This window comes from Pseudomonas sp. 2725, assembly GCF_050434585.1.
Taxonomy (GTDB): Bacteria; Pseudomonadota; Gammaproteobacteria; order Pseudomonadales; family Pseudomonadaceae; genus Aquipseudomonas; species Aquipseudomonas jessenii.
This window is the reverse complement of record NZ_JBNDIV010000009.1, coordinates 291,778-312,931: the sequence shown is the minus strand read 5'-3', so window position 1 is coordinate 312,931 and position 21,154 is coordinate 291,778. Positions and strand designations below refer to the sequence as shown.

The window sequence follows — 21,154 nt, the reverse complement described above, 5'->3', positions numbered from 1 at the left end:
GAAAGGCCTTGAAAGACCTACTGAATTTGCTGAAAAACCAGGGTCAAGTCGAAGAGTTCGACGCCATCCGTATCGGATTGGCATCGCCTGAGATGATCCGTTCGTGGTCGTTCGGTGAAGTTAAAAAGCCGGAAACCATCAACTACCGTACGTTCAAACCTGAGCGTGACGGCCTGTTCTGCGCCAAGATCTTTGGCCCGGTAAAGGATTACGAGTGCCTGTGCGGTAAGTACAAGCGCTTGAAGCACCGTGGTGTGATCTGCGAGAAGTGCGGCGTTGAAGTCGCGCTGGCAAAAGTTCGTCGTGAGCGCATGGCGCACATCGAACTGGCCTCGCCAGTAGCCCACATCTGGTTCCTGAAATCGCTGCCGTCCCGTATCGGCTTGCTGATGGACATGACCCTGCGTGATATCGAACGCGTTCTCTACTTCGAGAGCTATGTCGTTATCGATCCAGGCATGACCACCCTTGAAAAAGGTCAGCTGCTCAACGACGAGCAGTACTTCGAAGCGCTGGAAGAGTTCGGCGACGATTTCGATGCCCGCATGGGTGCCGAAGCTGTCCGCGAACTGCTGCACGCTATCGACCTGGAGCACGAGATTGGCCGTCTGCGTGAAGAGATTCCGCAAACCAACTCCGAAACCAAGATCAAGAAGCTGTCCAAGCGTCTGAAGTTGATGGAAGCCTTCCAGGGTTCCGGCAACCTGCCAGAGTGGATGGTGCTGACCGTTCTGCCGGTTCTGCCGCCAGATCTGCGTCCACTGGTCCCGCTGGATGGCGGTCGCTTCGCGACTTCCGACCTCAACGATCTGTATCGTCGAGTGATCAACCGTAACAACCGCTTGAAGCGCCTGCTGGATCTGTCCGCTCCGGACATCATCGTGCGCAACGAAAAGCGTATGTTGCAGGAAGCCGTCGACGCACTGCTCGACAACGGTCGTCGTGGCCGCGCTATCACCGGTTCCAACAAGCGTCCTCTGAAATCCCTGGCTGACATGATCAAGGGTAAGCAGGGTCGTTTCCGTCAGAACTTGCTCGGTAAGCGTGTTGACTACTCCGGTCGTTCGGTAATTACCGTAGGTCCGACCCTGCGTCTGCACCAGTGCGGTCTGCCGAAGAAAATGGCTCTCGAGCTGTTCAAGCCGTTCATTTTCGGCAAGCTTGAAATGCGTGGTCTCGCGACCACCATCAAGGCTGCCAAGAAGATGGTCGAGCGCGAACTGCCAGAGGTTTGGGACGTTCTCGCTGAAGTGATTCGCGAACACCCGGTTCTTCTCAACCGTGCACCGACCCTTCACCGTCTGGGTATCCAGGCGTTTGAACCGGTACTGATCGAAGGTAAGGCTATCCAGCTGCACCCTCTGGTCTGCGCCGCGTACAACGCCGACTTCGACGGCGACCAAATGGCCGTGCACGTACCGCTGACGCTGGAAGCCCAGCTCGAAGCGCGTGCGTTGATGATGTCGACCAACAACATTCTGTCGCCAGCCAACGGTGAGCCAATCATCGTTCCGTCGCAGGACGTTGTATTGGGTCTGTACTACATGACTCGTGAAGCGATCAACGCCAAGGGCGAAGGTCGTGTGTTCGCGGATCTGCAGGAAGTTGACCGTGTGTTCCGTGCCGGCGAAGCCGCACTGCACGCCAAGGTCAAGGTGCGGATCAACGAAACCGTCAACGACCGTGATGGCGGCAGCGTGACCAACACCCGTATCGTCGACACCACTGTCGGCCGTGCGCTGTTGTTCCAGGTTGTACCAAAAGGTCTGTCGTACGACGTCGTCAACCTGCCGATGAAGAAAAAGGCGATCTCCAAGCTGATCAACCAGTGCTACCGCGTGGTTGGTCTGAAAGAGACCGTGATCTTCGCTGACCAGTTGATGTACACCGGTTTTGCCTATTCGACCATTTCCGGCGTTTCCATCGGTGTTAACGACTTCGTTATCCCGGATGAAAAAGCCCGCATCATCGGTGCAGCCACCGACGAAGTGAAAGAGATCGAAAGTCAGTACGCCTCCGGCCTGGTAACCCAGGGCGAGAAGTACAACAAAGTGATCGACCTTTGGTCCAAGGCGAACGACGAAGTTTCCAAGGCGATGATGGCCAACCTCTCGAAAGAGAAAGTCATCGACCGTCATGGCGTCGAAGTCGACCAAGAGTCTTTCAACTCGATGTACATGATGGCCGACTCGGGTGCGCGGGGTTCCGCAGCACAGATTCGTCAGCTGGCCGGTATGCGTGGTCTGATGGCCAAGCCGGACGGTTCCATCATTGAAACGCCGATTACCGCGAACTTCCGTGAAGGTTTGAGCGTACTCCAGTACTTCATCTCCACTCACGGTGCTCGTAAAGGTCTGGCGGATACCGCGTTGAAAACGGCGAACTCGGGTTATCTGACCCGTCGTCTGGTAGACGTGGCGCAGGATCTGGTTGTAACCGAGATCGATTGCGGCACCGAACACGGTCTGCTGATGACTCCGCACATTGAAGGCGGTGACGTTGTAGAGCCGCTGGGTGAGCGCGTATTGGGTCGAGTTATCGCCCGTGACGTATTCAAGCCAGGTACCGAGGACGTCATCGTTCCTGCCGGCACCCTGGTAGACGAGAAGTGGGTCGAGTTCATCGAGCTGAACAGCATCGACGAAGTGATCGTGCGTTCGCCGATCAGCTGCGAAACCCGTTTCGGTATTTGCGCCAAGTGCTACGGTCGCGATCTGGCTCGTGGTCACCAGGTGAACATCGGTGAAGCGGTCGGCGTTATCGCTGCCCAGTCCATTGGTGAGCCGGGTACCCAGCTGACGATGCGTACGTTCCACATCGGTGGTGCGGCAAGCCGGACCTCCGCAGCCGACAGCGTTCAGGTGAAGAATGGCGGTACCGTCCGTCTGCACAACCTGAAGCATGTTGAGCGAGTGGATGGTCACCTGGTTGCCGTGTCCCGTTCCGGTGAGCTGGCTATCGCTGATGACTTCGGTCGTGAGCGTGAGCGTTACAAGCTGCCGTACGGTGCCGTGATTTCGGTTAAAGAAGGTGACAAGGTCGAAGCTGGCGCCATCGTGGCCAAGTGGGATCCGCACACTCACCCGATCGTTACCGAAATGAAAGGTACCGTGACCTACGTGGGCATGGAAGAAGGCATCACGATCAAGCGTCAGACTGACGAATTGACCGGTATGACCAACATTGAAGTACTCGACGCCAAAGATCGTCCAGCTGCCGGTAAAGACATCCGTCCTGCCGTGAAGATGGTCGACGACAACGGCAAGGATCTGTTGCTGCCAGGCACTGACGTTATCGCTCAGTACTTCCTGCCAGCCAACGCCCTGGTCGGTGTAGCGGATGGTGCGAAGATCGCGATCGGTGATGTTATCGCTCGTATCCCGCAAGAGACTTCGAAAACTCGAGACATCACCGGTGGTCTGCCGCGTGTTGCCGACTTGTTCGAAGCACGTCGTCCGAAAGAAGCGTCGATTCTGGCTGAAGTCAGCGGCACCATCGCGTTCGGTAAAGAGACCAAGGGCAAGCGCCGTCTGGTTATCACCCCGAACGACGGTAGCGATCCGTACGAAGAGCTGATTCCGAAGTGGCGTCACCTGAACGTGTTCGAAGGCGAACAGGTAAACCGCGGCGAAGTTATCTCCGACGGTCCGAGCGATCCACACGACATCCTGCGTCTGCTGGGTGTGAGTGCGCTGGCCAAGTACATCGTCAACGAGATCCAGGACGTTTACCGTCTGCAAGGCGTGAAGATCAACGACAAGCACATCGAGACCATCCTGCGTCAGATGCTGCGTAAAGTTGAGATCGCTGAATCCGGCGATTCCAGTTTCATCAAGGGCGACCAGATGGAATTGACTCACGTACTGGTAGAGAACGAGCGTCTGAGCGGCGAAGACAAGTTTGTCTCCAAGTTCACTCGTGTTCTGCTGGGTATCACCAAGGCGTCGTTGTCCACCGAATCGTTCATCTCGGCGGCTTCCTTCCAGGAAACCACTCGCGTACTGACCGAAGCGGCGGTAACCGGCAAGCGCGATTACCTGCGCGGCCTGAAAGAAAACGTGGTCGTGGGTCGTCTGATCCCGGCTGGTACCGGCCTGGCTTATCACAGCGAGCGTAAGCGCCGCCGTGATGCAGACAAGCCGTTGCGCGTCAGCGCCAGTGAAGTGGAAGCTGCACTGACCGAAGCGCTGAACTCGAGCGGTAACTGAGTTCTGCGGTAAATGAGTGTGAGGCCCTGGTCACTCCGTTCATCGAATCGAGACAAATTGTCGAGATTGGATGAGCGGGGAGGGCGGGGCCTTGCCTTGACTGGGGACAAGATCCTCTTTAGACTCTTGTACCCCTAAATTTGGCGGGAACTCGTTCCTGCCATTTTGCTTTTCTTGCAAGACAATAGCGTCGCAAGACAACAGTGGAGCTAGTAGATGGCAACTATCAACCAGCTGGTACGTCAGCCGCGTAAGCGTATCGTCGAGAAATCCGACGTGCCTGCGCTGCAGAACTGCCCGCAACGCCGTGGCGTGTGCACCCGTGTGTACACCACCACGCCGAAAAAACCTAACTCGGCACTGCGTAAAGTATGCCGTGTGCGCCTGACCAACGGTTTCGAGGTTTCCTCGTACATCGGCGGTGAAGGCCACAACCTGCAAGAGCACAGCGTGGTACTGATCCGCGGCGGTCGTGTAAAAGACTTGCCAGGTGTTCGTTACCACACCGTTCGCGGTTCGTTGGATACTTCCGGTGTTAAAGGTCGTAACCAGGGTCGTTCGAAGTACGGTACCAAGCGTCCGAAGTAATCGGCCGTTTTGCAGTTTTTCATTTTATTGAGTCGATAAGAGTAAGGTCGGGCACGCATCCATAGGAGCTGTCCCGGGCTAACCTGAAGACCGTTTGAGGGCTTATCAATGCCAAGACGTCGCGTAGCAGCCAAGCGTGAGATTCTGGACGATCCGAAATACGGAAGCCAAATCCTCGCCAAATTCATGAACCACGTAATGGAAAGCGGCAAGAAAGCCGTTGCCGAGCGTATCGTTTATGGTGCCCTGGATACCGTGAAGGCTCGTAAGGCCGGCACCGATCCCCTGGAACTCTTCGAAAAAGCACTCGACGCCATCGCTCCGCTGGTCGAAGTGAAGTCGCGCCGCGTTGGTGGTGCTACTTACCAGGTTCCGGTCGAGGTTCGTCCTTCCCGTCGTAACGCTCTGGCAATGCGCTGGTTGGTAGACTACGCCCGCAAGCGCGGCGAGAAGTCTATGGCTCTGCGTTTGGCTGGCGAACTGTTGGACGCTGCCGAGGGTAAAGGTGCTGCAGTTAAGAAGCGTGAAGACGTTCACCGTATGGCTGAAGCCAACAAGGCTTTCTCGCACTACCGCTTCTAATTTTAGCGTCACTAATTTTGCGAGGGCTTTATGGCTCGTACAACACCGATTAATCGCTACCGTAACATTGGTATCGTTGCACACGTGGATGCTGGTAAAACCACCACCACTGAGCGCGTCCTTTTTTACACTGGCAAAAGTCACAAAATGGGCGAGGTGCATGACGGCGCCGCGACCACAGACTGGATGGTGCAGGAGCAGGAGCGTGGTATTACCATTACTTCTGCTGCCATTACCGCCTTCTGGCAGGGTTCCGCCAAGCAGCACAAAGACCAGTACCGTTTCAACGTCATCGATACCCCGGGCCACGTAGACTTCACCATTGAAGTTGAACGTTCCCTGCGTGTACTCGACGGCGCGGTCGTTGTGTTCTGCGGTACTTCCGGCGTTGAGCCTCAGTCCGAAACCGTATGGCGTCAAGCCAACAAGTACGGTGTTCCACGTATCGTTTACGTGAACAAGATGGACCGTGCCGGTGCGAACTTCCTGCGCGTGATCGCTCAGATCAAGCAGCGTCTGGGTCACACTCCGGTGCCTATCCAGCTGGCTATCGGTTCCGAGGACAACTTCCAGGGTCAGATCGATCTGATGACCATGGAAGCCGTTTACTGGAACGATGCCGACAAGGGTATGACCCCTCGTCGTGAAGCCATCCCTGCTGAATTGCAGGAACTGGCTGAAGAGTGGCGCAACAACATGGTTGAGGCTGCGGCCGAGGCCAGCGAAGAGCTGATGAACAAGTACCTTGAGGGTGAAGAACTCACCGTCGAGGAAATCAAGGGTGCTCTGCGTCAGCGTACTATCGCTGGTGAGATCGTTCTGGCTGTTTGCGGTTCTTCCTTCAAGAACAAGGGTGTTCCCCTGGTTCTCGACGCCGTTATCGACTACCTGCCGGCTCCAACCGACATTCCTGCCATCAAGGGTACTGACCCGGATGACGAGGAAAAGCAGATGGAGCGTCATGCAGACGACAACGAGCCGTTCTCGGCTCTGGCGTTCAAGATCGCTACCGACCCATTCGTGGGTACCTTGACTTTCGTCCGTGTTTACTCGGGCGTGTTGGCCTCCGGCGATGGCGTGATCAACTCGGTCAAAGGCAAGAAAGAGCGCGTGGGTCGTATGGTGCAAATGCACGCAAACGCCCGTGAAGAGATCAAGGAAGTACGCGCTGGTGACATCGCGGCCCTGATCGGCATGAAGGACGTCACCACTGGTGAAACCTTGTGCAACGCTGACAAGCCAATCATCCTGGTTCGCATGGACTTCCCGGAGCCGGTTATTTCGGTTGCCGTAGAGCCTAAGACCAAGGATGACCAGGAAAAAATGGGTATCGCTCTGGGCAAACTTGCTCAGGAAGACCCGTCTTTCCGCGTCAAGACTGATGAAGAGACTGGTCAAACGATCATCTCTGGCATGGGCGAGTTGCACCTGGACATCCTGGTTGACCGGATGCGCCGTGAGTTCAACGTCGAAGCCAACATCGGTAAGCCTCAGGTTTCGTATCGTGAGCGCATCACGAAGAATTGCGAAATCGAAGGCAAGTTCGTTCGTCAGTCCGGCGGTCGTGGCCAGTTCGGCCATTGCTGGATCCGTTTTGCTCCTGCTGACGAAGGTCAGGAAGGTCTGCAATTCGTGAACGAAGTAGTGGGTGGTGTGGTTCCTAAGGAATACATCCCGGCTATCCAGAAGGGTATCGAAGAGCAGATGAAGAACGGCGTAGTTGCCGGCTATCCGCTGATCGGCCTGAAGGCTACCGTGTTTGATGGTTCTTACCACGACGTCGACTCGAACGAGATGGCGTTTAAGGTGGCTGCTTCCATGGCGACCAAGCAACTGGCCCAGAAGGGCGGTGGTGAGTTGCTCGAGCCGATCATGGCGGTAGAGGTTGTTACGCCTGAAGACTATATGGGTGACGTGATGGGCGACCTTAACCGTCGTCGCGGCATGATTCTGGGTATGGAAGACACGGTCTCCGGTAAGGTGATCCGTGCTGAAGTTCCGTTGGGCGAGATGTTCGGTTATGCGACCGACGTTCGTTCGATGTCCCAGGGTCGCGCAAGCTACTCTATGGAATTCAAAAAATACAATACAGCTCCGTCGCACATCGTCGAAACTGTAACCAAAAAACAAGGCTGATTCAGTCCTTTAGGCAAGGAGTTAATTGTCGTGGCTAAAGAAAAATTTGATCGTTCCCTACCGCACGTCAACGTTGGCACCATCGGTCACGTTGACCACGGTAAAACCACTCTGACCGCAGCTCTGACTCGCGTTTGCTCCGAAGTTTTCGGTTCCGCAATCGTTGATTTCGATAAGATCGACAGCGCGCCAGAAGAAAAAGCTCGTGGTATCACCATCAACACTGCGCACGTCGAGTACAACTCGAAGATCCGTCACTACGCTCACGTTGACTGCCCAGGTCACGCTGACTATGTGAAGAACATGATCACCGGTGCTGCCCAGATGGACGGCGCGATCCTGGTTTGCTCGGCCGCTGATGGTCCGATGCCACAAACCCGTGAGCACATCCTGCTGTCCCGTCAGGTAGGCGTTCCGTACATCGTGGTTTTCCTGAACAAGGCTGACCTGGTAGACGACGCTGAGCTGCTGGAACTGGTCGAGATGGAAGTTCGCGACCTGCTGTCCACCTACGACTTCCCGGGCGATGACACTCCAATCATCATCGGTTCGGCTCGTATGGCGCTGGAAGGCAAAGACGACAACGAAATGGGCACCACTGCCGTTCGTAAACTGGTTGAAACCCTGGACAGCTACATCCCAGAACCAGAGCGTGCTATCGACAAGCCATTCCTGATGCCAATCGAAGACGTATTCTCGATCTCGGGTCGTGGTACTGTTGTGACTGGTCGTATCGAGCGCGGTATCGTTCGCGTTCAAGATGCACTGGAAATCGTTGGTCTGCGTGACACCACCACCACCACCTGCACCGGTGTTGAAATGTTCCGCAAGCTGCTCGACGAAGGTCGTGCTGGCGAGAACTGCGGCGTTCTGCTGCGTGGTACCAAGCGTGACGACGTTGAGCGTGGCCAGGTTCTGGTTAAGCCAGGTTCGGTTAAGCCGCACACCAAGTTCACCGCAGAAGTTTACGTTCTGAGCAAGGAAGAAGGCGGTCGTCACACTCCGTTCTTCAAAGGCTACCGTCCACAGTTCTACTTCCGTACTACTGACGTGACTGGTAACTGCCAGCTGCCAGAAGGCGTTGAAATGGTAATGCCAGGTGACAACATCCAGATGGAAGTTACCCTGATCAAGACCATCGCAATGGAAGACGGCCTGCGTTTCGCTATCCGTGAAGGCGGTCGTACCGTCGGCGCTGGCGTCGTAGCCAAAATCATCGAGTAAGCATCTCTTTTGAGATAGCTTCGATGCTTTGAAAGGCCCCCGCTCAGCGGGGGCTTTTTTATTGGGTTGACACCCATCTGGGGCGTCTATAGAATTGCGCCTCCTTTTAACGGGCGTATTGCGCCCGGTGGGAATAGCAGCCGGAGTCTGAAATCCAATGCAAAATCAGCAAATCCGTATCAGGTTGAAGGCTTTCGACCATCGCCTGATCGACCAATCAACCCAGGAAATCGTGGAAACCGCGAAACGTACTGGTGCTCAAGTGCGTGGTCCAATTCCACTGCCTACCCGTAAAGAGCGGTTCACCGTTCTGGTCTCCCCGCACGTCAATAAAGACGCGCGTGACCAGTACGAGATCCGTACTCATAAGCGTGTTCTGGACATCGTCCAGCCAACGGATAAAACCGTTGATGCTCTTATGAAGCTTGATCTTGCGGCCGGTGTGGAAGTGCAGATCAGCCTCGGCTAAGACTCGGTCTTAGTCGTGTAACGCTCTGAAATGGGCGGCCATAGCGGGTGAAAGCCCCGTACACTCATGAGGTTTACAACATGACTATTGGTGTAGTCGGTCGTAAAGCGGGTATGACCCGTATTTTCACCGAAGAAGGTGTCTCCATTCCGGTCACGGTCATTGAGATCGAACCGAATCGCGTCACCCAGTTCAAAACTGAAGAGACCGATGGCTATCGTGCAGTGCAAGTCACTGTCGGCGAGCGTCGTGCTTCGCGTGTAACAGCAGCTCAGGCTGGCCACTTCGCTAAAGCGAACGTTGCCGCTGGTCGTACCGTAATGGAATTCCGTCTTGAAGAAGGCGAGTACCAGGCCGGCGATCTGATCAACGCTGAAATCTTCGCCGCTGGTCAACTGGTTGATGTAACCGGTCAGTCCAAGGGTAAAGGCTTCCAGGGTACGATCAAGCGTTGGAATTTCCGCGGGCAAGATAACACCCACGGTAACTCCGTATCCCACCGCGTTCCAGGCTCTATCGGCCAGTGCCAGACTCCTGGTCGTGTATTCAAGGGCAAAAAAATGTCCGGTCATATGGGCGCTGAGCGCGTGACCGTGCAGTCCCTCGAAGTAGTGCGCGTGGACGCTGAACGCAATCTGTTGTTGGTCAAGGGCGCTGTTCCTGGCGCTACTGGCGGCAACTTGGTTGTACGTCCAGCAGCCAAGGCTCGCGGTTAAGGGGAAGCTGACATGCAATTAAATGTAAATGACGCTCAAGCGATCGAAGTTTCCGAACTGACATTTGGCGGCGAATTCAACGAGACGCTGGTTCACCAAGCAGTCGTAGCCTACATGGCTGGCGGTCGTCAGGGTTCCAAGCAGCAAAAGACCCGTTCCGACGTTCGTGGTGGCGGTAAGCGCCCATGGCGTCAGAAAGGTACTGGCCGTGCTCGTGCCGGTACTATCCGTAGCCCAATCTGGCGTGGCGGCGGTACCACTTTCGCAGCTCGTCCTCAGGATCACTCCCAGAAGCTGAACAAGAAGATGTACCGCGCAGCAATGCGTTCCATCCTTGCTGAGCTGGTGCGTACTGATCGTCTGGTCGTGGTTCAGGATTTCGCCGTTGAAACGCCGAAAACCAAAGACCTGCTGGGCAAACTGAACAACATGAGCCTGACCGACGTTCTGATCGTGTCCGACGCTGTTGATCAGAACCTGTACCTGGCTGCTCGCAACCTGCCACACGTAGATGTACGTGACGTGCAAGGTTCCGATCCAGTTAGTCTGATCGCATACGACAAGGTGTTGATCACCGTGTCGGCCGTGAAGAAATTCGAGGAGCTGCTGGGATGAACCAGGAACGCGTATTTAAAGTTCTGCTTGGCCCGCACGTTTCCGAGAAGGCTACGGTTCTGGCAGACAAGAAAGGCCAGTTCGTTTTCAAGGTTGCTACCGACGCAACCAAGCTGGAAATCAAGAAGGCCGTCGAAAGCCTGTTCAGCGTGAAAGTAGAGCGTGTTACTACCCTGAATGTTCTGGGTAAGAGCAAGCGCACTGCTCGCGGTCTGGGCAAGCGTAATGACTGGAAGAAGGCAGTTATCTCCCTTCAGCCAGGCCAAGATCTCGATTTCAGCAGCAGTGCTGAGTAAGGAAGGGGTGCATCATGGCAATCGTTAAATGCAAACCGACTTCCCCTGGCCGCCGTTTTGTGGTCAAGGTGGTCAACCAGGAGCTGCATAAAGGCGCTCCTCACGCACCGCTGCTCGAGAAGAAATCGAAGACTGGTGGTCGTAACAACAATGGCCGTATTACCACTCGTCACATCGGTGGTGGTCATAAGCAGCATTACCGTATGGTCGATTTCCGTCGCAACGACAAAGATGGCATCGTCGCCACTGTCGAGCGTATCGAATACGATCCAAACCGTACTGCTCACATCGCACTGCTCTGCTACGCAGACGGCGAGCGCCGCTACATCATCGCCCCTAAAGGCGTGAGTGCTGGCGACACGCTGATCGCAGGCGCTCTGGCTCCAATCAAGCCAGGTAACGCTCTGCAACTGCGCAACATTCCAGTCGGTTCTACCGTACACGGCATCGAACTGAAGCCAGGTAAAGGCGCACAGATCGCTCGTTCCGCTGGTGCTTCGGCTCAGCTGATCGCTCGTGAAGGCGTGTACGTTACCCTGCGTCTGCGTTCCGGTGAAATGCGTAAAGTCCTGGCTGAATGCCGTGCGACCCTGGGCGAAGTCTCGAACTCCGAGCACAGCCTGCGTTCGCTGGGTAAAGCTGGTGCCAAACGCTGGCGTGGCGTTCGCCCAACCGTTCGTGGTGTTGCCATGAACCCGGTTGACCACCCACATGGTGGTGGTGAAGGTCGTACCTCTGGTGGTCGTCATCCGGTATCGCCATGGGGCTTCCCGACTAAGGGCGCGAAGACTCGTGGTAATAAGCGTACCGACAAAATGATCGTCCGTCGTCGCAAGTAAATAGAGGGATACGACAGTGCCACGTTCTCTGAAAAAAGGTCCTTTTATCGATCTTCACCTACTGAAGAAGATCGAAGTGGCGGCGGAAAAGAACGATCGCAAACCGGTGAAAACCTGGTCGCGTCGTTCGATGATCCTGCCACAAATGGTCGGTCTGACCATCGCAGTACACAACGGTCGTCAGCACGTCCCAGTTCTCGTGAACGAAGACATGGTCGGCCACAAACTGGGCGAGTTCGCCGGTACCCGCACTTATCGCGGGCACGTGGCAGACAAGAAAGCCAAGCGTTAAGGGGTTAGGAAATGGAAGTAGCCGCTAAGTTGTCGGGCGCTCGAATCTCCGCCCAGAAAGCCCGCTTGGTCGCCGACCAGATCCGCGGGAAGAAGGTGGGCGAAGCGCTCAACCTGTTGGCTTTCAGCAGTAAGAAAGCCGCCGAGATCATGAAGAAAGTGCTGGAGTCGGCCGTAGCCAACGCCGAGCATAACGAAGGCGCAGACGTTGATGACCTGAAGGTCAGCACTGTTTTCGTCAACGAAGGGCGTTCGCTGAAGCGCATCATGCCACGTGCCAAAGGCCGTGCTGATCGCATCGTCAAGCGGTCTTGCCATATCACTGTCAAGGTTGCTGACAAGTAACGGAGTCGAAGAGATGGGTCAGAAAGTACATCCCATTGGCATTCGCCTGGGAATCGTCAAGGAGCACACCTCCGTCTGGTACGCAGACGGTCGGACTTATGCGGACTATTTGCTCGCAGATCTGAATGTGCGTGAGTACCTCCAAGACAAACTAAAAAGCGCGTCCGTAAGCCGTATCGATATCCATCGTCCGGCCCAAACTGCACGCATCACCATCCACACCGCTCGTCCAGGTATCGTTATCGGGAAGAAAGGTGAAGATGTTGAGAAACTGCGTCAGGACCTGACCAAGCAAATGGGTGTGCCTGTGCACATCAATATCGAAGAGATCCGCAAGCCGGAGCTCGACGGTATGCTGGTTGCGCAGAGCGTAGCTCAGCAGCTGGAGCGTCGCGTAATGTTCCGTCGCGCTATGAAGCGCGCAGTACAGAACGCCATGCGCATTGGTGCCAAAGGCATCAAAATCCAAGTGAGCGGTCGTCTCGGCGGTGCTGAAATCGCACGTACTGAATGGTATCGCGAAGGTCGTGTGCCATTGCACACCCTGCGTGCCGACATCGACTATGCCAACTACGAAGCTCACACCACTTACGGTGTGATCGGTGTAAAGGTTTGGATCTTCAAAGGCGAAGTAATTGGTGGTCGCCAAGAAGAACTGAAACCACAAGCACCAGCGCCTCGTAAAAAAGCTGCTAAGTAAGGGGTACGCCAAATGTTGCAACCAAAGCGTACGAAGTTCCGCAAGCAGATGACTGGTCACAACCGTGGCCTGGCATTGCGCGGTAGCAAAGTCAGCTTCGGCGAGTTCGCGCTGAAGTCTGTTGCTCGTGGTCGTCTCACCGCTCGTCAGATCGAGTCAGCGCGTCGTGCTCTGACCCGTCACGTAAAACGTGGCGGCAAGATCTGGATCCGTGTATTCCCGGACAAGCCGATCTCCAAAAAACCTCTCGAGGTTCGGATGGGTAAAGGTAAGGGTAACGTGGAATACTGGGTTGCCCAGATTCAGCCAGGCAAAGTCCTGTATGAAATCGAGGGTGTTTCTGAAGAGCTGGCGCGTGAGGCTTTCGCCCTGGCTGCTGCAAAGCTGCCGCTCGCCACCTCCTTTGTTAAACGGACGGTGATGTGATGAAAGCGAATGAACTTCGTGAAAAATCCGCACAGCAGCTGAACGAGCAACTGCTCGGCCTGCTGCGCGACCAGTTCAATCTGCGTATGCAGAAAGCAACTGGCCAGTTGGGGCAGTCTCATCTGCTCTCGCAAGTTAAGCGTGACATCGCTCGCGTGAAGACTGTGCTCAACCAGCAGGCAGGTAAGTAATCATGGCTGAAGCCGAAAAAACTGTCCGTACGCTGACTGGCCGTGTTGTCAGCGACAAGATGGACAAAACCATCACCGTTCTGATCGAGCGTCGCGTTAAGCACCCGATCTACGGTAAATACGTTAAGCGTTCGACTAAGCTGCACGCGCACGACGAAACCAATCAGTGCCACATCGGCGACAAAGTCACTATTCGTGAAACTCGTCCTTTGGCCAAGACCAAGTCTTGGGCGCTGGTTGATGTTCTCGAACGCGCTGTGGAAGTCTAAGGACTAGGGGTCGGAGAAATTATATGATTCAGACTCAATCCATGCTCGATGTGGCCGATAACAGCGGCGCTCGCCGCGTTATGTGCATCAAGGTGCTGGGTGGCTCCCATCGTCGTTACGCTGGTATCGGTGACATCATCAAGGTTACCGTGAAGGAAGCAATTCCTCGCGGTAAAGTGAAAAAAGGCCAAGTGATGACTGCTGTAGTAGTCCGCACTCGTCACGGCGTACGTCGTGCTGATGGCTCCATTATCCGCTTTGATGGCAACGCTGCTGTTCTGTTGAACAACAAGCAAGAGCCGATCGGCACCCGTATCTTTGGGCCAGTGACCCGTGAACTTCGTACTGAGAAGTTCATGAAGATCGTCTCGCTCGCCCCAGAAGTGCTGTAAGGAGATCCGACATGCAAAAGATTCGTCGTGACGACGAGATCATCGTGATCGCCGGCAAAGACAAAGGTAAGCGCGGTAAGGTGCTTAAGGTTCTCGCTAACAACCGTTTGGTTATTGGTGGTCTGAACCTGGTCAAGCGTCATACCAAGCCTAACCCGATGTCGGGCGTGCAGGGCGGTATCGTCGAAAAAGAAGCTCCACTGGATGCTTCTAACGTCGCCATTTTCAACGGCGAAACCAACAAGGCTGACCGCGTTGGTTTCAAAGTAGAAGACGGCAAGAAAATTCGTGTCTTCAAGTCGACCCAAAAAGCGGTTGATGCTTGAACACTGCTAGGTAGATGAGACCATGGCACGACTAAAAGAGATTTACCGGAAGGAAATTGCTCCGAAACTTAAGGAAGAACTTAAGCTTTCGAACGTGATGGAAGTTCCGCGCGTTACCAAAATCACCCTGAACATGGGTCTGGGCGAAGCGATCGGCGACAAAAAAGTCATCGAGCACGCTGTTGCTGACCTGGAAAAGATCACCGGCCAGAAAGTCGTTGTGACCTACGCTCGCAAATCCATCGCTGGCTTTAAAGTCCGTGAAGGTTGGCCGATCGGCGTCAAAGTGACCCTGCGCCGTGAGCGTATGTACGAGTTCCTGGATCGTCTGCTGTCGATCTCCCTGCCTCGGGTTCGCGACTTCCGCGGCCTGAATGCCAAGTCCTTCGATGGTCGTGGCAACTACAGCATGGGCGTGAAAGAGCAGATCATCTTCCCGGAAATCGACTACGACAAGATCGATGCTCTCCGCGGTCTGGACATCACCCTGACCACCACTGCCAAGAACGATGATGAAGGCCGCGCTCTGCTGCGTGCGTTCAAATTCCCGTTCCGCAACTGATTGGAGTAGGACCATGGCCAAGATGAGCATGAAAAACCGCGAGCTGAAGCGTCAGCTCACGGTTGCCAAGTACGCCAAGAAGCGTGCAGCACTGAAAGCTATCATCGTTGATCTGAACGCAAGTCCAGAAGCGCGTTGGGAAGCTACAGTAGCCCTGCAGAAGCAGCCACGTGACGCAAGCGCTTCGCGCATGCGTAACCGCTGCCGCTTGACCGGTCGTCCACACGGCGTTTACCGCAAGTTCGGCCTCGGCCGTAACAAGCTGCGTGAAGCTGCCATGCGTGGTGACGTACCGGGTCTGGTTAAAGCCAGCTGGTAAGTACTGTCAAAGTCTCGGTGTCCAGGATCGTAAGATCCTGACCACCGGTGGCCTTGAATCTGGATCAAGCCCCTTTTGGGGCTTGATTCATTTCCGGGGTGTGTCTAGAATACCCGGCTCGCCTGAGCCCGTGTTTTTCATGCTCGGAGATTCTCGGCGACACGTAATAGCCGCAAGGCTAATTTTTTTGTATTAGGAGCGTCTAGCCCATGAGTATGCAGGACCCGTTAGCGGACATGCTAACTCGTATCCGTAATGCCCAGATGGCTGAAAAGTCCGTCGTAAGCATGCCATCTTCCACGTTGAAGGTAGCTGTTGCCAAAGTCCTGAAGGACGAAGGTTACATTGCGGGTTATCAGATCAGCAGCGAAATCAAACCACTGCTGTCCATCGAGCTGAAGTACTTCGAAGGCCGTCCGGTTATCGAAGAAGTGAAGCGCGTTAGCCGTCCAGGCCTGCGTCAGTACAAGTCCGTCGATGATCTGCCAAAAGTTCGTGGCGGTCTCGGTGTGTCTATCGTCTCCACCAACAAGGGTGTGATGACTGATCGTGCTGCGCGCGCTGCCGGTGTCGGCGGCGAAGTTCTTTGCACTGTGTTCTAAGGGGGGATAAGCATGTCTCGCGTCGCTAAGAACCCCGTTAAGCTGCCAGCCGGTGTCGAAGTAAAATTCGCAGGCCAACAGCTTTCGGTGAAGGGTGCCAAGGGCACTCTCGAACTGAACATCCACTCGTCCGTTGAGATCGTTGAAGAAGCTGGTGAGCTGCGTTTCGCTGCTCGCAATGGCGATCAACAGACTCGCGCGATGGCTGGTACCACTCGTGCGTTGGTAAACAACATGGTCCAGGGCGTAAGCCAAGGCTTCGAGCGCAAGCTCCAGCTGGTCGGTGTTGGTTACAAAGCGCAAGCAAAAGGCACAGTGCTGAACCTGGCTCTTGGCTTCTCGCACCCAGTGGATTACGAACTGCCGGAAGGCATCACCGCTGAGACTCCTAGCCAGACCGATATCCTGATCAAGGGCATCGACAAGCAGCTGGTAGGTCAAGTGGCCGCCGAGATCCGCGACTTCCGTCCACCAGAGCCGTACAAAGGCAAAGGTGTGCGCTACGCGGACGAAGTCGTCCGTCGTAAAGAAGCCAAGAAGAAGTAGGGCATAGCAAATGACCGACAAAAAAGTTACTCGACTGCGTCGCGCTCGCAAAGCACGCCTGAAAATGCACGAACTCGAAGTCGTGCGTCTCTGCGTGTTCCGCTCTTCGCAGCACATCTACGCCCAGGTCATTTCGGCCGACGGCAACAAAGTCCTGGCAAGCGCCTCGACTTTGGATAAAGAACTGCGTGATGGTGCCACCGGCAACATCGACGCGGCCACTAAGGTTGGCCAGCTGGTCGCTACGCGTGCTAAGGCCGCTGGCGTCTCGCAAGTGGCTTTCGACCGCTCTGGCTTCAAGTACCACGGCCGCGTTAAAGCGCTGGCTGATGCTGCTCGTGAAGCTGGGCTGGAGTTCTAAGTTATGTCAAATAACGACCAAAAGCGCGACGAAGGCTACATCGAGAAGCTGGTTCAAGTTAACCGCGTAGCCAAAACCGTTAAAGGCGGCCGTATCTTCACCTTCACCGCGTTGACCGTGGTTGGTGATGGTAAGGGCCGTGTTGGCTTCGGCCGTGGCAAGTCGCGTGAAGTGCCTGCTGCGATCCAGAAGGCAATGGAAGCTGCTCGCCGCAACATGATCCAGGTTGATCTGAACGGCACCACCCTGCAGTACGCAATGAAGTCCGCTCACGGCGCTTCGAAGGTGTACATGCAGCCTGCTTCTGAAGGTACCGGTATCATCGCTGGCGGCGCTATGCGTGCTGTCCTCGAAGTTGCTGGCGTTCAGAACGTTCTGGCCAAGTGCTACGGCTCGACTAACCCTGTAAACGTGGTTCACGCCACTTTCAAGGGTTTGAAAGCAATGCAGTCTCCTGAATCCATTGCCGCCAAGCGTGGCAAAAGCGTCAAGGAGATCTTCTGATCATGGCTACCGTAAAAGTAACGCTGATCAAAAGCATGACCGGCCGCATCCCTAACCACAAACTGTGCGTTAAGGGTCTGGGTCTGCGTCGCATCGGTCACACTGTAGAAGTCCAGGATACTCCCGAGAATCGCGGGATGATCAACAAGGCTTACTACATGCTGCGTGTCGAGGGTTAATCGATGAAACTCAATGATCTGAGTCCAGCGCCGGGTTCCCGTCGCGAAAAGCATCGTCCGGGCCGTGGTATCGGTAGCGGTTTGGGTAAGACTGGTGGCCGTGGTCACAAAGGTCAGACCTCCCGCTCCGGTGGCACCATTGCTCCAGGCTTTGAAGGCGGTCAACAGCCGCTGCATCGTCGCCTGCCGAAGTTCGGTTTCGTTTCCCTGAAAGCCATGGATCGCGCAGAAGTGCGTTTGTCCGAGCTGGCTAAAGTGGAAGGCGACATCGTCACCGTGCAGTCCCTGAAAGATGCCAACGTGATCAATGTCAACGTACAGCGTGTGAAAATCATGCTGTCCGGTGAAGTGACTCGCGCTGTCACTATCGGCAAGGGAATCGGCGCCACCAAGGGTGCGCGTGCGGCTATCGAAGCAGCTGGCGGCAAGTTCGAGGAATAAATGGCTAAGCAAGGTGCTCTCTCTGCGCTCGGCAAAGGCGGTATGTCTGAACTCTGGGCTCGTCTGCGTTTTCTGTTCCTGGCGATTATCGTCTACCGAATAGGCGCACACATCCCGGTTCCAGGTATCAACCCGGACCGACTCGCGGACCTGTTTCGACAGAATGAGGGGACCATTCTTAGCTTGTTCAACATGTTTTCCGGCGGCGCGCTGGAGCGGATGAGCATCTTTGCACTGGGGATCATGCCGTACATCTCGGCATCGATCATCATGCAACTGATGACCGCCGTCAGCCCGCAGCTGGAGCAGTTGAAGAAGGAAGGTGAAGCTGGCCGTCGCAAGATCAGCCAGTACACCCGCTACGGCACTGTCATCCTCGCCCTTGTTCAGGCTATCGGCATGTCCGTTGGCCTGGCGGGGCAGGGTGTTGCGTTCACTGGTGACTTTGGCTTCCATTTCGTCGCGGTATCCACGTTTGTGGCTGGTGCGATGTTCATGATGTGGCTGGGTGAGCAGATTACTGAGCGTGGTGTTGGCAACGGTATCTCGATGTTGATTTTCGCAGGTATCGTCGCCGGTCTTCCGAGAGCGATCGGGCAGTCTTTCGAGTCTGCACGTCAGGGTGATATCAACATCTTCGCCCTAGTTGCCATCGGTTTGCTGGCAGTAGCGATTATCGGTTTCGTGGTGTTCATTGAGCGTGGTCAGCGTCGTATTGCTGTTCACTACGCCAAGCGTCAGCAGGGCCGCAAGGTCTTCGCTGCGCAGACCAGCCACTTGCCGCTGAAGGTGAACATGGCCGGTGTTATTCCGGCTATTTTCGCGAGCAGCATTTTGCTGTTCCCGGCTTCGTTGGGTGCCTGGTTCGGTCAGTCTGAAGGTATGGGCTGGTTGCAGGACATCTCGCAGTCGATCGCTCCTGGTCAGCCGTTGAATATTCTGCTGTTTAGTGCAGGGATTATTTTCTTCTGCTTCTTCTATACGGCGTTGATGTTCAATCCGAAAGACGTAGCGGAAAACCTGAAGAAGTCCGGTGCCTTTATTCCGGGCATCCGTCCAGGTGAGCAGTCTGCGCGCTACATTGATGGCGTTCTGACTCGCTTGACCATGTTCGGTGCTCTTTACATGACGGCCGTCTGCCTGTTGCCCCAGTTCCTGGTGGTTGCAGCCAACGTACCGTTCTACCTTGGCGGGACCTCGTTGCTGATCGTCGTCGTGGTTGTGATGGACTTCATGTCCCAAGTACAATCGCACCTCGTTTCGCACCAGTACGAATCCCTGATGAAGAAAGCCAACCTGAAGGGTTACGGCAGCGGCATGCTGCGCTGACCCATAAGGTTCGAGGAGTTGGTGATGAAAGTTCGTGCATCGGTGAAAAAGCTGTGCCGTAACTGCAAGATTATTCGCCGCGAAGGTGTTGTTCGAGTAATTTGCAGCGCGGAACCGCGTCACAAACAGCGCCAAGGCTGAGTGTGATTGTGCTTCAAGCCCGGCAGCTAGTGCGCTGCCGGGTTGATTATTTGTTATTACAGCGATATTATCTCGCGCCCTATTTCTTGGCTTCCGGGGCGTAGGTAGCTGTCAATTGGAGTCCCACTGAATGGCCCGTATTGCAGGCGTTAACATTCCAGATAACAAGCATACTGTTATCTCGCTGACCTACATCTATGGTGTTGGTCGCACTACTGCACAGAAAATTTGTGCAGAGACTGGGGTAAACCCAGCAGCAAAGATCAAAGATCTGAGCGACGAGCAAATTGAACAGCTGCGTGGCGAAGTGGCGAAGTTCACCACTGAAGGTGACCTGCGTCGCGAAATCAACATGAAAATCAAGCGCTTGATGGACCTCGGTTGCTATCGCGGTCTGCGTCATCGTCGCGGTCTTCCAGTGCGCGGTCAGCGTACCAAGACCAACGCGCGTACCCGTAAAGGTCCGCGTAAGCCGATCCGCAAGTAATCGCCCCAGCGAATCGACAGGAATTTAATCATGGCAAAACCTGCTGCTCGTCCTCGTAAAAAAGTTAAAAAGACAGTGGTTGATGGCATCGCCCACATCCATGCATCTTTTAACAACACCATCGTGACCATCACCGACCGTCAAGGTAACGCTCTTTCCTGGGCTACCTCCGGTGGTTCGGGTTTCCGCGGTTCCCGCAAGTCCACCCCGTTTGCTGCTCAAGTAGCTGCTGAACGTGCTGGTCAAGCTGCGCTGGAATACGGCCTGAAAAACCTCGACGTCAACGTCAAAGGTCCAGGTCCAGGTCGTGAATCCGCAGTCCGCGCTTTGAACGGCTGTGGCTACAAGATCGCCAGCATCACCGACGTGACGCCAATCCCGCACAACGGGTGCCGTCCGCCGAAGAAGCGCCGCGTGTAATCCAGGAGATTGTAAAGAATGGCTCGTTACATTGGTCCAAAATGCAAACTCGCTCGTCGCGAAGGCACCGATCTCTTCCTGAAGAGCGGCGTGCGCGCGATCGAATCGAAGTGCAACATTGAAGCAGCACCTGGTATCCACGGCCAACGCCGCGGTCGCCAGTCCGACTACGGCACCCAACTGCGTGAAAAGCAGAAGGTCCGTCGTATCTACGGCGTTCTCGAGCGTCAATTCAGCGGCTACTACAAAGAAGCTGCTGGCAAGAAAGGTGCAACCGGTGAAAACCTGCTGCAACTGCTCGAATGCCGTCTGGACAACGTTGTATACCGTATGGGCTTTGGTTCGACTCGTGCCGAATCCCGTCAGCTGGTATCGCACAAGTCGATCAGCGTAAACGGTCAGACCGTTAACGTTCCGTCCTACCAGGTTCGTGCTGGTGACGTGGTTGCTGTTCGCGAGAAAGCAAAAAATCAACTTCGCATTGTCCAAGCTCTCGATCTGTGTGCCCAACGTGGCCGCGTAGAATGGGTAGAAGTAGACACTGAGAAGAAGTCGGGCGTTTTCAAGAACGTTCCAGCTCGCAGTGATCTGTCCGCCGACATCAACGAAAGCCTGATTGTCGAGCTCTACTCCAAGTAAGGGCTAGAAAA

The 21,154-nt window shown here is 55.1% G+C and carries 31 protein-coding genes; all 31 read left to right on the top strand.

Features of this window, described 5'->3' with window-relative positions; genetic code table 11:
- The first annotated feature begins 8 nt into the window (after positions 1-8).
- The 31 genes from rpoC (at position 9) to rpsD (ending at position 21,143) form a co-directional block, all read left to right on the top strand.
- Positions 9-4,208 carry a DNA-directed RNA polymerase subunit beta' gene (gene rpoC, locus ABIE16_RS25300; protein ID WP_008053876.1) on the top strand — a complete coding sequence of 1,400 codons (4,200 nt, stop codon included), beginning with the start codon at positions 9-11 and terminating at the stop codon, positions 4,206-4,208.
- 216 nt (positions 4,209-4,424) lie between these two features.
- Positions 4,425-4,796 (top strand): 30S ribosomal protein S12, encoded by a 372-nt coding sequence (rpsL, locus tag ABIE16_RS25295; protein WP_003186084.1) that lies wholly within the window; start codon positions 4,425-4,427, stop codon positions 4,794-4,796.
- A 108-nt stretch (positions 4,797-4,904) separates the two neighbouring features.
- On the top strand, positions 4,905-5,378 hold the full coding sequence (gene rpsG / locus ABIE16_RS25290) for a 30S ribosomal protein S7 (protein ID WP_007994653.1): 474 nt from the start codon (positions 4,905-4,907) through the stop codon (positions 5,376-5,378).
- Between the two features lie 30 nt (positions 5,379-5,408).
- A complete protein-coding gene (gene fusA / locus ABIE16_RS25285; protein WP_057713099.1) occupies positions 5,409-7,514 on the top strand; it encodes an elongation factor G in 2,106 nt (701 codons plus the stop codon).
- Between the two features lie 30 nt (positions 7,515-7,544).
- Positions 7,545-8,738, top strand: coding sequence for an elongation factor Tu (gene tuf / locus ABIE16_RS25280; protein ID WP_008053875.1), 1,194 nt, complete (start codon positions 7,545-7,547; stop codon positions 8,736-8,738).
- Between the two features lie 157 nt (positions 8,739-8,895).
- The gene (gene rpsJ / locus ABIE16_RS25275) at positions 8,896-9,207 is read left to right on the top strand and encodes a 30S ribosomal protein S10 (protein ID WP_003186070.1); all 312 of its coding nucleotides are present in this window, start codon (positions 8,896-8,898) and stop codon (positions 9,205-9,207) included.
- An 80-nt stretch (positions 9,208-9,287) separates the two neighbouring features.
- On the top strand, positions 9,288-9,923 hold the full coding sequence (gene rplC / locus ABIE16_RS25270) for a 50S ribosomal protein L3 (protein ID WP_007955641.1): 636 nt from the start codon (positions 9,288-9,290) through the stop codon (positions 9,921-9,923).
- Between the two features lie 12 nt (positions 9,924-9,935).
- On the top strand, positions 9,936-10,538 hold the full coding sequence (rplD, locus tag ABIE16_RS25265) for a 50S ribosomal protein L4 (RefSeq protein WP_003228735.1): 603 nt from the start codon (positions 9,936-9,938) through the stop codon (positions 10,536-10,538).
- Positions 10,535-10,834 (top strand): 50S ribosomal protein L23, encoded by a 300-nt coding sequence (gene rplW, locus ABIE16_RS25260; RefSeq protein WP_002555488.1) that lies wholly within the window; start codon positions 10,535-10,537, stop codon positions 10,832-10,834. Before rplD ends, rplW begins: the two co-directional genes overlap by 4 nt.
- 14 nt (positions 10,835-10,848) lie before the next feature.
- The gene (gene rplB / locus ABIE16_RS25255; protein WP_008018194.1) at positions 10,849-11,673 is read left to right on the top strand and encodes a 50S ribosomal protein L2; all 825 of its coding nucleotides are present in this window, start codon (positions 10,849-10,851) and stop codon (positions 11,671-11,673) included.
- 16 nt (positions 11,674-11,689) lie between these two features.
- Entirely contained in the window at positions 11,690-11,965 is a 276-nt protein-coding gene (gene rpsS, locus ABIE16_RS25250; protein ID WP_002555486.1) for a 30S ribosomal protein S19, read from the top strand.
- Between the two features lie 11 nt (positions 11,966-11,976).
- Positions 11,977-12,309, top strand: a complete 333-nt coding sequence (gene rplV, locus ABIE16_RS25245) for a 50S ribosomal protein L22 (protein ID WP_003103908.1) — start codon at positions 11,977-11,979, stop codon at positions 12,307-12,309.
- A gap of 13 nt (positions 12,310-12,322) precedes the next feature.
- Positions 12,323-13,009: a 30S ribosomal protein S3 gene (gene rpsC, locus ABIE16_RS25240; RefSeq protein WP_007970424.1), complete on the top strand. Its 687-nt coding sequence runs from the start codon at positions 12,323-12,325 to the stop codon at positions 13,007-13,009.
- Between the two features lie 12 nt (positions 13,010-13,021).
- Complete coding sequence (gene rplP, locus ABIE16_RS25235) at positions 13,022-13,435, top strand: 50S ribosomal protein L16 (protein WP_003228729.1); 414 nt, start codon at positions 13,022-13,024, stop codon at positions 13,433-13,435.
- The gene (rpmC, locus tag ABIE16_RS25230) at positions 13,435-13,626 is read left to right on the top strand and encodes a 50S ribosomal protein L29 (RefSeq protein WP_002555481.1); all 192 of its coding nucleotides are present in this window, start codon (positions 13,435-13,437) and stop codon (positions 13,624-13,626) included. Before rplP ends, rpmC begins: the two co-directional genes overlap by 1 nt.
- Positions 13,627-13,628: 2 nt before the next feature.
- Entirely contained in the window at positions 13,629-13,895 is a 267-nt protein-coding gene (gene rpsQ / locus ABIE16_RS25225; protein WP_003176419.1) for a 30S ribosomal protein S17, read from the top strand.
- Between the two features lie 23 nt (positions 13,896-13,918).
- Positions 13,919-14,287 (top strand): 50S ribosomal protein L14, encoded by a 369-nt coding sequence (gene rplN, locus ABIE16_RS25220; RefSeq protein WP_002555479.1) that lies wholly within the window; start codon positions 13,919-13,921, stop codon positions 14,285-14,287.
- An 11-nt stretch (positions 14,288-14,298) separates the two neighbouring features.
- Positions 14,299-14,613: a 50S ribosomal protein L24 gene (rplX, locus tag ABIE16_RS25215; protein ID WP_003176416.1), complete on the top strand. Its 315-nt coding sequence runs from the start codon at positions 14,299-14,301 to the stop codon at positions 14,611-14,613.
- A 22-nt stretch (positions 14,614-14,635) separates the two neighbouring features.
- Positions 14,636-15,175 (top strand): 50S ribosomal protein L5, encoded by a 540-nt coding sequence (gene rplE, locus ABIE16_RS25210; protein ID WP_003210069.1) that lies wholly within the window; start codon positions 14,636-14,638, stop codon positions 15,173-15,175.
- A gap of 13 nt (positions 15,176-15,188) precedes the next feature.
- Positions 15,189-15,494, top strand: a complete 306-nt coding sequence (gene rpsN, locus ABIE16_RS25205; protein ID WP_003176414.1) for a 30S ribosomal protein S14 — start codon at positions 15,189-15,191, stop codon at positions 15,492-15,494.
- A 209-nt stretch (positions 15,495-15,703) separates the two neighbouring features.
- Positions 15,704-16,096: a 30S ribosomal protein S8 gene (rpsH, locus tag ABIE16_RS25200; protein WP_003186040.1), complete on the top strand. Its 393-nt coding sequence runs from the start codon at positions 15,704-15,706 to the stop codon at positions 16,094-16,096.
- A gap of 12 nt (positions 16,097-16,108) precedes the next feature.
- A complete protein-coding gene (gene rplF / locus ABIE16_RS25195; RefSeq protein ID WP_003176412.1) occupies positions 16,109-16,642 on the top strand; it encodes a 50S ribosomal protein L6 in 534 nt (177 codons plus the stop codon).
- Positions 16,643-16,652: 10 nt separating this feature from the next.
- The gene (rplR, locus tag ABIE16_RS25190; protein ID WP_003186037.1) at positions 16,653-17,003 is read left to right on the top strand and encodes a 50S ribosomal protein L18; all 351 of its coding nucleotides are present in this window, start codon (positions 16,653-16,655) and stop codon (positions 17,001-17,003) included.
- Between the two features lie 3 nt (positions 17,004-17,006).
- Entirely contained in the window at positions 17,007-17,507 is a 501-nt protein-coding gene (gene rpsE, locus ABIE16_RS25185) for a 30S ribosomal protein S5 (RefSeq protein WP_003186035.1), read from the top strand.
- A gap of 2 nt (positions 17,508-17,509) precedes the next feature.
- Entirely contained in the window at positions 17,510-17,686 is a 177-nt protein-coding gene (gene rpmD, locus ABIE16_RS25180) for a 50S ribosomal protein L30 (RefSeq protein WP_003176408.1), read from the top strand.
- 3 nt (positions 17,687-17,689) lie between these two features.
- Positions 17,690-18,127, top strand: coding sequence for a 50S ribosomal protein L15 (gene rplO, locus ABIE16_RS25175; RefSeq protein WP_003228720.1), 438 nt, complete (start codon positions 17,690-17,692; stop codon positions 18,125-18,127).
- Positions 18,128-19,456 (top strand): preprotein translocase subunit SecY, encoded by a 1,329-nt coding sequence (gene secY, locus ABIE16_RS25170; protein ID WP_003210064.1) that lies wholly within the window; start codon positions 18,128-18,130, stop codon positions 19,454-19,456.
- A 24-nt stretch (positions 19,457-19,480) separates the two neighbouring features.
- Positions 19,481-19,597, top strand: coding sequence for a 50S ribosomal protein L36 (gene rpmJ, locus ABIE16_RS25165; protein WP_002555468.1), 117 nt, complete (start codon positions 19,481-19,483; stop codon positions 19,595-19,597).
- Positions 19,598-19,727: 130 nt separating this feature from the next.
- Positions 19,728-20,084, top strand: coding sequence for a 30S ribosomal protein S13 (gene rpsM / locus ABIE16_RS25160; protein WP_009045849.1), 357 nt, complete (start codon positions 19,728-19,730; stop codon positions 20,082-20,084).
- Between the two features lie 30 nt (positions 20,085-20,114).
- A complete protein-coding gene (gene rpsK, locus ABIE16_RS25155; protein ID WP_002555466.1) occupies positions 20,115-20,504 on the top strand; it encodes a 30S ribosomal protein S11 in 390 nt (129 codons plus the stop codon).
- Positions 20,505-20,522: 18 nt separating this feature from the next.
- Complete coding sequence (gene rpsD / locus ABIE16_RS25150; protein WP_003176404.1) at positions 20,523-21,143, top strand: 30S ribosomal protein S4; 621 nt, start codon at positions 20,523-20,525, stop codon at positions 21,141-21,143.
- Positions 21,144-21,154 lie beyond the last annotated feature (11 nt).